The sequence below is a fragment of the Streptomyces sp. NPDC088124 genome (genome assembly GCF_040685895.1).
GTDB lineage: Bacteria > Actinomycetota > Actinomycetes > Streptomycetales > Streptomycetaceae > Streptomyces.
Genome location: NZ_JBFBJB010000018.1, coordinates 150,992 through 162,740, shown reverse-complemented (window position 1 = coordinate 162,740; position 11,749 = coordinate 150,992). Strand labels below are relative to the sequence as shown.

Sequence of the window (11,749 nt, the reverse complement as noted above, 5' to 3'; positions counted from 1 at the left end):
GCCGCAGGAGGGACCAGATCCCTTCGACGGGATTGAGGTCGGGTGCGTAGGGCGGCAGGTAGTAGATAGTCAGCCAGTCCCGGGATGCCGCGAACAGGACAGCTGCGATCACCGGTGGAGCTGCCGCCGGCGGCGAGGATCCAGGGGGTGTCGATGCGCACAGCTCCCGGAAGTCAGATGATGCTGCCGTTCCAGTGCCTGACGGGCGCTTGAACGCCGGTTCCCGTGCTCGTGAAGGTGAACAGGGAGTCGACGCGGCGGCCGTCGGTGGTCGTGCCGGCTCGGTAGAGGACGCCGATGTCCTTCCTGCCATCGTTGTTGAAGTCGCCGCTTACGGGTTGGCTTGCAGTCCAGTTGAAGGAGCCGGTACTGGTCCAGACCTCGCGGGGTGCGGCGAAGTCGGTGCCGTCACCGATGAAGGTGAAGAGTGCAGACTGGTGGACGCCCTCCGCCGTGGTGCCCCGGTTGTAGAGGATGCCGATGTCGCCCCTGCCATCTCCGTTGTAGTCGCCGGAGGTCAGTTTGGCGGCGCTCCAATTGAAGGACCCGCTGCTGGTCCAGGTCTTGCGCGGGTTGTTGAACGCGGCGCCGGTGCTGGTGAAGGTGTACAGCGAGGAGATGAACTTGCCGTCGGCGGACTTGCCTCCGTTGTAGAAGACCGCGACGTCGTCCTTGCCGTCCTTGTCGTAGTCGCCCGAGGTGATCTGGCCGGCGGACCAGGTGAAGCCACCGGTTGTGGTCCAGGTCTTGCGCGGGTTGTTGAAGGCGGTGCCGGTGCTGGTGAAGGTGTAGAGCGAGGAGATGGCGCCGCTGTCCGAGGATCCTCCGTCGTAGAAGACCGCGACATCGTCCTTGCCGTCACCGTCGTAGTCACCCGACGTCACCTTGCTCCGCTCCCAGGTGAAGCCACCAGGCGTGGTCCATGTCTTTCGGGGGTTGGCGAAGCCGGTGCCGGTGCTGGTGAAGGTGTAGAGCGAGGAGATGGCGCCGCTGTCCGAGGATCCTCCGTCGTAGAAGACCGCGACATCGTCCTTGCCGTCACCGTCGTAGTCACCCGACGTCACCTTGCTCCGCTCCCAGGTGAAGCCACCGGGCGTGCTCCATACTTTCTTGGGGGCGGTGAAGCCGGTGGCGGTGCTGTAGAAGACGAACAGCGACGACCGGTTCTTACCCTCGGGGGACGTGCCGTTGTCGTAGAAGGCGGCGACGTCTTCCCTGCCGTCGCCGTTGAAGTCACCGGAAGCGACCTGGGACTCACCGGGCAGGGCGCGGACCTGCGTGACCCACTCGGTGATGTCGTCGAGGCGGGTTTCCACAGCGCCGGCGCGCGTCTCGTCGGAGCCAAGGCAGCCAGCCTGCCAGGACGCGCTGTGCACGGCGACGAGTTCGGTCCTGCCGTTCGTCTCACGTAGTGCGGGCCCGCCGGCGTCGCCCTTGCAGATGGTGCCGCCGTCCCGGGTGAGGGTGACGGTGGTGGCGTCGGCCTCGCTCACGGTGAACGCGCCGGCATGCGGGCGGTTGGGCACCCAGGTGTCCGCGGTACGGCCGTAGCCCACGGCCCGCAGTGTCTCACCGGCGGCGGGCGCGGTGGTGGCGAGGACAACGGGGGCGATGTCGGTGACCGGATTGGCGAGTTTGGCCATCACGAGGTCCCGGTCGGCCCGGGGGACCAACTCGGTGATCTCGACGACCTTCCCACCGGTGCCCGTCAGGTCCGTACGCCCGATGGTCGCCGTGGCCTTCTCGGTCGGCGTGCCGGCGGCTATCGGGAACGCCGGCTGACCGGGGGCGGCGAAGCAGCTGCTGGCGGTGAGGACGTACTGGGCGTCGACGAGGGAGCCGGTGCACGCTCGGCTCGTGTCGCCGTCACCGATCTGGATGTGCGCGGTGAAGGTGTAGGTGTTGTCGGCGACCGTGTCACCGATGACAGCCTGGGCCGGGGCGGTGAGGGCGAGTGCCCCGCCTGCGGTCGCGGCTACCAGTAGCGCGACGAACCGTGCTCGGCGGGAAGGTCTGATGTGCACGATGCTCTTCAACTCCCTGATGGACAATTGGGAAAATTGGACTGTCGAGAGGGCGGGACGGCACCCGAGAGCGACTCGGCGGTGCACCGGAAATGCCTTGTTTCGGGGCGCCCGATGCCAGGACTCCTGGGTCCAGTCCACCCTGCCCCCGAGCCCCTTACGACCTCACCGTCGCCCGAAGCCACGGAATTGTGGATGCTCTCACCGTGGTGTTGATCTGCCGGGCGGACACCGCCTGCCTCAGCGCTGACGACTCCTGAAATCCCAGCGCGGGCGGCCCGGCTGGGATGTCGAGGCCGGCGTTCGGGTCCGCGGCGAAGCAGCCGGGCGCGGTGAGCAGCCATTCGGCGTCGACCAGAACGCCGGAACAGCCGCGGTCATGGTCGCCGACGATCAACTGGGCGGCGTACGCATGAGTGGTGTCGCCGGACGGGGACTCGGGCCCCGCCACGGCGGCGGAGGGCGTCGCGACACCGCGAACTCCCCCGGCCGCCGAGGCCGCGCCGAGCGCGGCGAGGCGAATGCCTCTGGTGGAGTGCATGAAGGCCGTGTCCTCTGTTCCTTCTGTCTGACGGCTACTTGGCGGAGCGGATTTCCACGAGCACGTGCTCACGGCCCTGTTCGTCACCGCTCTCACCGACCGCAGTCCAGGTGTTCTTGTCCAGGTCGAAAGACCTCTCCTCGGCACCCGCGGTCATGTCGACCTCGGTGGTGTAGTCGTTGCCCTTCATCGAGTAGACCGCAGGGATCTCCAGGGTCAGCCAGCCGGAGTTGCCCACAACCTCGAAGCACACCTTGCCGGAGTGCCGCCGCGCCAGGACCTCGATGAAGCCCGTGCCGCTGGCGCAGTCCACCAGCGTGATGTGCCCGTCACCGCGCTTGAGCACGATGTTCCGCTCGGCCAGGATCTTGTCCGCGTTGGGGTAATTGAAGTCCTCGACCGCGTAGCCGGGCGCGCCGTCGGCGACTGTCGACGTGGCAGGAGTCTGGGAGGAAGCGACGCCGGTGAGCGCGCCCGACAGGGCCGCCCACGCCAGGGCGCCGGCCGCCGTCGCGACGGCGAGGGTACGTACGAGGAATCTCTTCGTCTGCTTTGTATCCGTGAATTCCGAAGATTCAGCAGGGGCCTTCATCGTGCTCCAATTGTCGTCGGTTCCGTCTCCCGGCTGGAACACTTCATAAAAGTGGGGACGGTGCTGTGATGACACGTCAGACCGGAGGAAACCCGCGGCGACCAAACCGCGCGACGAGGGTCTCCATTTCGCCGTGACACGCAAAGGAAGGGCAGCTTTGAGCACTTTTACGAGCCGCTCACTGCTCCATGAAATCCGTCCCTCGATGACCTGTCCATACCCTCAACTACCTCAAACCGGACGCAAATTGCCCAAGGATTGTGACCCCCGTCACGCTTCCGGAAGGTTGTGTTGCCACATATGGAGAACCTGTATCGATTCACCGATCAGTTCGCATGATGCGAATGTCCACCTGATGGGGATCCGGGAGGAATTCAAGGGAAAGCTGAGCGTCGCCTCGGCAGGCGACCAAAGGGGGCTCCGGGTGCCCGTTTAACCTTCCTCTGTCCAGAACAATTGACGGTCCCCAAGAAATATGAATTGCTAGGCGATCGGGTCACGACTGATTTCCGTCGAATGCCACACGGCACTTACCTGGAGGAAGACTTCCTATGGAGACAGTGTTCTGGAGCCGGCGACGCCTGCTCGGCACCCTCGCCGCCGTCACAGCCGCCGCCGCCACGCCCATGGCTCTGGCCCCGCCGGCCCGCGCCACGACAGCGGCGACGGACGAACCGCCCAACCCCTTCGAACTGCCGGACACCGAACGGGCGAAGGTGGTCAAGGCATGGCTGACGGGCGGCAAGGCGACCAAGGCCGCCGCGGAGTACGCGCTGTACGGCACGGACACGGACATCCAGACGTTCCTCACCACGACGCTCCCGACGGTGACGGCCGAGGACAATCGCGTAGCGGTCGCCACCTATCTCGCCAGATCCGGTGTGGGACTGCGGCGTGAGGCGTCCGCAGCCCTGGACGGCGGGGACAGCACGGTGGCCGCCTTCCTCGACGGCGGCTTCAGACCCGCCCTGCTGGAAGACCTGCAGGTGGCCACGTCCACGGTCTCGGCCACCGGCGGCAAGGGGGTCAAGCGTGAGGCGTCCGCGGCCCTGGACGTCAGCACCGAACAGGCCCTCGCGGCCTTCCTGTCCGAGGGCCGGTTCTCCGCCCGCGAGGAGGACCAGCGGGTGGAGACCTCTGCCATGCTGATGTCCGCCGGCCCAGAGGTGCAGAAGTACGCGGACCGCGCACTCAACGGCGGTCGTCAAGAGGTGGAGTGGTTCCTCAGCACCGGGCAGCACATCGCGCGCGCCCGCGACCAGGAAGCCGCGACGATCGAGGAACTGGTCGCCGTCGTGGAGCACGAGGGCAAGCGCGCACAGGCAGAGACCGACCTCGCCGTCGAGGCCTCCGAGCGAGCCAAGACCGCCGCGGAGAAGGCGAAGAAGGCGGCCGAGAAGGCCGCGGCGGAGGCCGAGGCGGCCAAGGGCGACGTGGCGAAGTCCGGTGCGGCGGCCCGCAAGGCCGCGAGCGCCGCCCAGGGGGCCGCCAAGGCCGCCCGCAATGCCATAGGCGCCTCCCAGTCCGCGGTCGCGGCCTCGCGCCGCGCCTCGTTCGCCGCGACCGCCGCCTCGCAGGCAGCCGCCACCGCGGGCAACGCCGCGTCTCACGCCTACAACGCGGCGATCGCCGCCTCCAAGGACGCTTCCAAGGCCAACGCGGCGAAGAACGCCGCCGTCGCGGCGCGCAACGGCGCCGCGCGTGCCCGTACGGCGGCCAAGGCTGCGGACTACGCGGCCACCGCGGCCTCACAGGCGGCCGGTGCCGGTTCCGCCGCCGCGTCCGCCGCCCGCAACGCGGCCGCCGCCGCCAACGCCTCGGCGCAGGCGGCCACCGCGGCGGGCGTCGCCCAGTCCGAGGCCGCGGAGGCCCAGCGCCAGGCCGCGATCGCGAACAGCGCCGCGAACCGCGCCACCAACGCCGCCTCCACCGCACAAGCCCTCGCCAACCAGGCCGCGGCCGCCGCGCGCACCGCCCGCGACGCCGCCAACTCCGCAGCCGCGCATGCCGACAAGGCAGCCGACGCGGCCGAAGAAGCGGTCAAGTACGCGGGCCAGGCCATCGACTATGCCAACAAGTCCACCGCCCATGCGGCCGAGGCGATCAAGGCCGCCAACACCGCCACCCAGGCCGTCGAGGATGCCAGGGCAGTGGAGCAGGCGGCCCGGGACGCGGAGTCGGTGCGTCTGGAGGAGGACAGGCAGGACGGCTTGGCGGAAGCCAGGCTGCTCGCCCAGATGGAAGAGGAGGAGCGGGCCGCACTGGCGAACCTGCGCACGCAGGAGCAGCAGACCGCGCAAGCACTCAAGGACCAGATCGCGAGCGCCGAGAAGGCGCTGGCGGACGGTGACCTCGCGCTGGCCGCCACACTGGGCCGCAAAGCGGGCCTGGGCATGGCGGCCTCGAAGGGCTCCTGGGCGCGGGAGGCCGCCCAGTTCGCGCTGGCCGGCGCGGATGCGGACGTCCACGCCTGGATCGACACCGACCGGGCCCTCGCCGCGGACCAGGACGACCGGGAGACGGCCCTTCACATCGCGGAGGTGGCGTCCGCCAACGTCGGAAACGCCGTTCACGCGGCGCTGACAAGCGAGGCCGCCGGCGCCGTCAAAGCCTTCCTGACCGACGGGCTGATCGAGGCCGTGGCCGAGGACAACCGCGTCAGCATCGCCAGCATCCTCTCCACAAGTCCCGGCCCGGCCGTCACGGCCGCCGCCAACGCCGCGCTCGACGCGAACACCCCTCAGGCGCTGCGGGACTTCTTCGACCGCACCTACCCCGAGGCGGTACGAGACGACGACGGGGTCGCCACCGCCGCGCTGCTCAACTCCGTGGGCATCTACACCAAGGCGTACGCGGAAGTCGCCATGGAGGGCCCGACGTGGATGCGCCGGAACTTCATCAGCCTCGTGCAGTACAAGGCGGCTCAGCTCGACCACGACTCGGCCTCGCACATCGCCGCGATCCGTGGTGCGATCGCCGCGGCCGCGAAGATCGCCTACAAGGCGCAGGAGAACGCACAACTCGCGTCGAAGGCGGCCGCGGAGGCACGCAACGCGGCGGACCAGGCCAAGGAATGGGCGGACAAGGCGCTCGCCTCGGCGAAGCAGGCCGACACGTACGCCGCACAGGCCAGGCAGAACGCCGACGACGCGGATAAGTCCGCCCAGTCCGCCCAGGCATCTGCAAACCGGGCGAAGTCCGCGGCGGACACGGCCCGCAAGGCGAGTCGTGCGGCCAACTACTCGGCGAACCGGGCCATCGACTCCGCCCGCAGCGCCCTGCGCTCCTCCTACAGCGCCCAGGCCTCCGCGAACAGCGCGCGCCAGTCCGCAATCGCCGCGGGTCAGGACGCGAAGACGGCCGCAGCGGCAGCCACCGACGCCCGCCGTATCGTCTCGGAGAAGCGCAAGGCGGAGGCGGCGGACGCCGCACGCAAAGCCGCCGAGGCGGCGCGGCGGGCAAAGGAGGAGGGGAGGAACCCGGCCGACAGCCCGACGCACGACAAGACCAACTCGGGTGGCAGCGGGGGCGACAAGGACGAGTGGTGGAACGACGCCCAGTTCTACGCCGACGCGTTCAACTGGATCAGCATCGGCTCCGGATTCCTCGCCGCGGGACTTGCCTTCGCCGCCCCGTGGACCGGCCCGTTCGCACCGTTGGTCGCCGGCGCGGCGGGGATCTCCGGCTGGATCTCCGTGGGGTCGGCCGGGCTCAGCACACTGTTCACGGGCATTGAGCACGGCTTCGACAGCGCCGAGTTCGCGGGCTCCCTCGTCGGAACCAGCCTGGGGCTGCTCACGTTCGGCCAGTCCAAGTGGATCGGGGCCACACTGGACGGCGTGGTGTCGCCCGTCGCCAGGCGGGTCACGCAGCTCGGCAGCGACATCATCTCGCCCATCACCGGTACGCTGACTTCCCTTTTCGGATGATCAGCCAATGACCGCCGACCGTTAATCCAGCCGGCGGGGGGGACCGACACACGAGGCCGGTCCCCCCGTCCTGGCGCAGAGGGGTCCCGATGCTCACATCCCTGCCGATCGGATGGCTGTGGCTGCTGGCCGCAGCGTCCACTGCCCTGTCCAGCTGCCTCTTGGGCAGCTGGATTCCGCTCCGGAAGTTCCGTATCGCCTACCCGGTGACCATGGTCGTCTGCGGTGGGGCCCTGGTCGGCGTCTGCCGGTTGACCGGCATTGACCTGACCGGGGCACTCGTCATGTACTCGTGCGCCCACATCGGCCTGACACTTGGCCTGCTCCCTCAGCGGAAGCTGTTCAAAGAGGTGCTCGAGCGCTGGCGCAGAGGTGAGCCCACGGACAACATCAAGGTCCCGCGCCGGCACCAGGTCTTCTTCGCCGTCTGCGTGGTCGCCGTCTTGCTCGCCGGCTTCGCGCTGACCCGCTGAACCCCGTTCGGGCTGCGGGCGGGGATGGCTGCTCCGGGGTCGGCTTCGTCCTGATCGGGCTGCTCGCCGGACAGTCGCCCTCGCTTCGACTGGTCGCGTGGCTCTGGCGGGCTCGTTCTCTCCCTCGTTGCCCTGGTCCTGGTCAGCACCACGCGCTGGCGCTGGGAGCGTCCAAGGTCGGGCAAACCGCATAGGGACGAGGGCGGAACACCGCATGCGCACGGCCTGCCATATCGCGTCGATCAACCACGGGTCGTCCGCACCCCGCTCCCCCGGAGGAAGTCGACCGCGCTTTCGACTACCTCCTCGCTCTGCAGATGAGCGGCGGGAACTACGCCCCCGCCACTCCCGAGCCGGCCTTCCTCTTGCTGCGGCTCTCCGAGAACATCGCCTTCCCCGTCACGGAGGTCCTGGGCGACGGGGAGCCGCACGCGGACTCCTTCGCCCTGGACGAGGTCGGTTGCATCCTGCTGTCCGCCCTGCGGGACCAGCGCACACAGCACCACCGGCAGTTCAGCCACCCTGTCCGGCATGCTCGGAGGGATATCACTCACCTGCGTCCGTGGCATCGACGCGGACGAGTTCCTCATCGCGCTGGGAGCCGACCTCGACGAGCTCGCCGAGCGTACCTCCTGCAAGGACCTCGTCGCGCCGGCAAGACGACCGGGCGACCGGGCGCCTCATGTGAATCGCGCGATGTACGGGACATGCGGGGACTGGGTATACGTGCTGGAGGACTGGGGCATGGCGACGTGGGCCACCGGCTACCGAACGGTGGACTCGATGCGGCCCGCACCGGACGAGGAGATCGTCTGCGTAACGATGAACTCGTGGAGCCCGCCGCAGAGGATCATCCATGCGCCGGGGGACGGGGGCGCCTGGCAGGCCGAGTTCGGACAGGACACCGGGCAGGGCTCGGCCCTGGACGCGGCGCTCCGCGCGGCCGACGCGGTGTTGCCGTCCATCGGGGAGTTGGGTGAAGCCGCTGTGGTGACGTGCGACGAGGAACACGGCCCCGGCTGCCCGCTGCGGTGTTCACAGCCCTCGGGGATTACTGCGGCCTTTCCGTCGCCCAGGAGGCCGTCCAGGCCGGGGATCTTCCCGCCGTTCTGATTCCCCTGGTCTGACCGCCCCGGTAGGGGGCCGGCCCCCACCCGGGCTAGGGGTGGGGGCGGCACCGTTACGGGAAGGGCTGCCACTGGGCGGTCAGCTTGCAGAGGACGGGCTCGCCGTTGCCGGGCGTGCCGTACAGGCAGGTGTTCCCCGCGCTCATGCGGGTGTCCGGCCAGTACGCGTCCTGGTCCATGATCCGCATGTCGGGCATGAACGTCGCGAGGTGACTGCCCATGGACTCCTGGTTGTGCATGCCGGAGATCGCGGAACGGCCGCACACTTCCTTGAACGTCGGGTCGGTCCCGTTCAGGCTGAACAAGTGCACCGCGGTGCCGCACCGACTTGAGCAGGCCCTCGCCCTTGCGCTTCTTCTCCCGCTTGAACGAGGGCCGCAGCAGTTCGGCCCCACGCACGACCAGGTCATTCTCGAACTCCTTGGAGGCGAAGCCCGATCCGGCCCACGGCGGCACGACCCTCGACGAAGGCATGGTGCACGGCTTCTCCGTCGCCTACTGGTGCTCGGCGGGCGTCCTGCTGCTCGCCGCCCTGGTAGCGGGCCTCACCGTACGGCACAAGACGCCGAAGCACGCCGGAAACGACGCACCGGCCTAGCCGGGGCCGTGTCCCACCACCGTCCACCTCACCCCTCGAAGGGTCCTCCATGAAACCCCTGACCGAACACGACATCCGTACCTCGTTCGTCAACTGCTCGAAGGGCGAGGCCAAACGCCTCCCCCTGCCCAAGGACCTGACGGACCTCGACCACTGGGACGACCTGGACTTCCTGGGCTGGTTCGATCTGTCCGCGCCCGATCGCCGCTATCTCGTCGTCGAACGCGCCGAGGAACTCGTCGGCCTGTCCCTGCGCTCCGCTTCCGGCAACCGCGGCTTCCTGCGCCGCAGCCTGTGCTCGCTGTGCCTGACCACACATCCCGGCAGCGGCGCCTCCCTCATGACCGCCCCCAAGGCAGGCCCGGCCGGCCGAAAAGGCAACTCGGTGGGCACCTACATTTGCGCCGACCTGGACTGCTCGTTGTACGTACGGGGCAGGAAGAAGGCGGCACCGGGCGGGGGCATGGAGGAGTCCCTCACTGTCGAGCAGCAGATCGAGCGCCTGCGCGGCAACCTCGACGCGTTCGTGGAGCGAGTCTTCCACTGAGGCCGACAGGGGCTCGACGGCCATCGGCGCCGAGCCCCTGTCCACTCCTTGAACCGCCGTCATGGGCTGCCCACCGCAGTTGAGCGATGCCGAGCTGGTCACGCTCGCGGTCGCGCAGGCGCTGCAGTACCGGTCCCACGTCATCGACGGCTGCCTCACCGGCACCGGTCTGGACCTCTATGACTGACCCGGGGCCGGGGCTGCCCGCAACTCCGTCGTCGCGCTGCGGCCACGCCCAGGAAGTCGATGCCGAATGTGTCAGAAGAAATCCAGGAGTTCTGTCAGGGAAGTGATGGAGGGCACGTCCGAGACGGCCGCGTCCCGGCAAAGCGCACGTCCTGCATAGCCGAGTCGGATAGCCGCGGCGACCAGGTCCGGATCGTCATCAACGAACAGACACTGCGCAGGAGCGAGGTTCAGCGCGGCGCTGGCGTGGTGGTACATGCGCGGGTCCGGCTTGTTGCAGCCGAGGACGGCGGAGATTGCGTACGCCTCGAAGAACCGGCTGATCCCGAGTCCGGCGTGGAGGTCGGCCAAACCGGGCCAGGCATCCGACACCACGGCCATCCGCACCCCACGCCGGCTCAGCTCCTCCAGGGTCTCCTCGACGTCTGGGTACGTCTCCAGAAACACGGCCGGAGGAACTTCACGGCGCAAGTCAGCGAGGAGTTGCGAGGTCGGGTCCACACCGAGGTGGTGGAGCATCACCCGGTGGTAATCGTCGTAGTCGGGCGTCGATGACGAGGTCGCGAAGAAGTGGTCGCCCGCGCCGATAGCCGCCGCGAACTGTTCCGGCGTGATCGACCGCGCGTGGGCGAGGACGGTCTGCTCGAAGTCCGCTCGCGGGTTCCAACGGCCACCGATCGGCCGCATCAGCACTCCGCCTGAGTCGAACAGGACAGCACGGAGATGGTCGGGAGAGGCTGGTTGAGTCATCACCCGCCCAGTCTGGTGAGTAGATGCCCCGCTAGTGCTGCCGCTGCACCCCGTTCGAACTCGGCGCCCAGGACCTTGAGCTCCTCCGCCGCCGGCTCATCGTCGACCTGACCTCGCAGACTCACAGCAGACCGCCCTGCCGCAATGTGACTGAGCGCTCGGTTGGCGGATGCACAGCGTGAAGCGCTCAGTCACCCTGCTGTAATGGCCAGAGCTCAGGGGCTTACCAGGGCAAGGATCCCTGCGCGTCGACGTAGCCTCCAGTGGGGCCGTCGGGGTCTGTCTGCGCCATGCGGACGATGATCTCGGCGCCCCGTTCGACGGTCTGGATGCCGGTGTTCCCGTTGAGGTCCGTCTTGGTGTAACCGGGCTCCACCGCGTTGATGCGCATGTTCGGGAACGCCTTCGCGTACTGCACGGTGATCATGTTGAGTGCGGTCTTCGATGCCGGGTACGCGATGCCCGGGTAGGCGTGGGTCGGGGTGCCGACGGTGGTGACCCGGGTGAGGGAGGCCAGGCCGCTGCTGACGTTGACCACGACCGGGGAAGCGGACCGCTGCAACAGCGGCAGGAACGCATGGGTGACCCTCACCGTGCCGAAGACGTTGGTCTCGAACACCTGGCGCATCATGTCGGCGGTGACGTCCGCGGCGCCGATCACGTCGTTGTCCTCGTTTCTCCCCTCGATGCCGGCGTTGTTGACCAGCACGTCCAGTCCGCCGACGGCCTGGATGGTCTTGGCCGCAGCCGCGACGGAGGCGTCGTCGGTGACATCGAGCTGTACGGTCCGCGCGCCCAGTCGCTCGGCGGCCCGGCGGCCGCGATCGAGGTCCCGGCTGCCGATGTAGACGGTGTGGCCTGCGGCGATGAGGCGGCGGGCGGTCTCGAAGCCGAGGCCTTTGTTTGCTCCGGTGATCAGTGTTCTCGTCATGTCTCCACGGTGCTTCGGGACCGTTCGGTCAGCCAGTCGTCCGTTCTTCCT

10 protein-coding genes and 3 pseudogenes are annotated in these 11,749 nt (G+C 68.6%); 6 read left to right on the top strand and 7 right to left on the bottom strand.

Going from position 1 to position 11,749, the window contains the following annotated elements:
* The 4 genes and pseudogenes from AB0P17_RS17380 to AB0P17_RS17365 all read right to left on the bottom strand — a co-directional run.
* Positions 1–106, bottom strand: a pseudogene (locus tag AB0P17_RS17380) (transposase); the annotation flags it as partial.
* Positions 107–173: 67 nt separating this feature from the next.
* Complete coding sequence (locus AB0P17_RS17375; protein ID WP_365811785.1) at positions 174–2,024, bottom strand: FG-GAP-like repeat-containing protein; 1,851 nt, start codon at positions 2,022–2,024, stop codon at positions 174–176.
* Between the two features lie 268 nt (positions 2,025–2,292).
* Positions 2,293–2,565 (bottom strand): annotated as a pseudogene (locus tag AB0P17_RS17370) (esterase); the annotation flags it as partial.
* A 34-nt stretch (positions 2,566–2,599) separates the two neighbouring features.
* Positions 2,600–3,157 carry a hypothetical protein gene (locus tag AB0P17_RS17365; RefSeq protein WP_365811783.1) on the bottom strand — a complete coding sequence of 186 codons (558 nt, stop codon included), beginning with the start codon at positions 3,155–3,157 and terminating at the stop codon, positions 2,600–2,602.
* A 551-nt stretch (positions 3,158–3,708) separates the two neighbouring features.
* Here AB0P17_RS17365 and AB0P17_RS17360 point away from each other — a divergent pair.
* From AB0P17_RS17360 to AB0P17_RS17350, 3 genes are all read left to right on the top strand, one after another.
* Positions 3,709–7,086, top strand: coding sequence for a hypothetical protein (locus AB0P17_RS17360; protein ID WP_365811781.1), 3,378 nt, complete (start codon positions 3,709–3,711; stop codon positions 7,084–7,086).
* 89 nt (positions 7,087–7,175) lie between these two features.
* Positions 7,176–7,559, top strand: a complete 384-nt coding sequence (locus AB0P17_RS17355) for a hypothetical protein (protein WP_365811779.1) — start codon at positions 7,176–7,178, stop codon at positions 7,557–7,559.
* A 531-nt stretch (positions 7,560–8,090) separates the two neighbouring features.
* Positions 8,091–8,672, top strand: a complete 582-nt coding sequence (locus AB0P17_RS17350; RefSeq protein ID WP_365811777.1) for a hypothetical protein — start codon at positions 8,091–8,093, stop codon at positions 8,670–8,672.
* 67 nt (positions 8,673–8,739) lie between these two features.
* Here the strand turns inward: AB0P17_RS17350 and AB0P17_RS17345 are convergent, their stop codons facing one another.
* The gene (locus AB0P17_RS17345; protein ID WP_365811775.1) at positions 8,740–8,991 is read right to left on the bottom strand and encodes a hypothetical protein; all 252 of its coding nucleotides are present in this window, start codon (positions 8,989–8,991) and stop codon (positions 8,740–8,742) included.
* Between the two features lie 134 nt (positions 8,992–9,125).
* Between AB0P17_RS17345 and AB0P17_RS17340 the strand changes: the two are divergent.
* The 3 genes and pseudogenes from AB0P17_RS17340 to AB0P17_RS17330 all read left to right on the top strand — a co-directional run.
* Positions 9,126–9,284 (top strand): annotated as a pseudogene (locus AB0P17_RS17340) (MFS transporter); the annotation flags it as partial.
* A gap of 49 nt (positions 9,285–9,333) precedes the next feature.
* The gene (locus AB0P17_RS17335; RefSeq protein WP_365811774.1) at positions 9,334–9,831 is read left to right on the top strand and encodes an FBP domain-containing protein; all 498 of its coding nucleotides are present in this window, start codon (positions 9,334–9,336) and stop codon (positions 9,829–9,831) included.
* A 61-nt stretch (positions 9,832–9,892) separates the two neighbouring features.
* Entirely contained in the window at positions 9,893–10,018 is a 126-nt protein-coding gene (locus tag AB0P17_RS17330) for a hypothetical protein (RefSeq protein WP_365811772.1), read from the top strand.
* A gap of 71 nt (positions 10,019–10,089) precedes the next feature.
* On the opposite strand, the gene AB0P17_RS17325 is transcribed toward AB0P17_RS17330, so the two are convergent.
* Entirely contained in the window at positions 10,090–10,767 is a 678-nt protein-coding gene (locus tag AB0P17_RS17325; RefSeq protein ID WP_365811771.1) for an HAD-IA family hydrolase, read from the bottom strand.
* A 223-nt stretch (positions 10,768–10,990) separates the two neighbouring features.
* Positions 10,991–11,698, bottom strand: coding sequence for an SDR family NAD(P)-dependent oxidoreductase (locus tag AB0P17_RS17320; protein ID WP_365811769.1), 708 nt, complete (start codon positions 11,696–11,698; stop codon positions 10,991–10,993).
* Between the last annotated feature and the right edge of the window lie 51 nt (positions 11,699–11,749).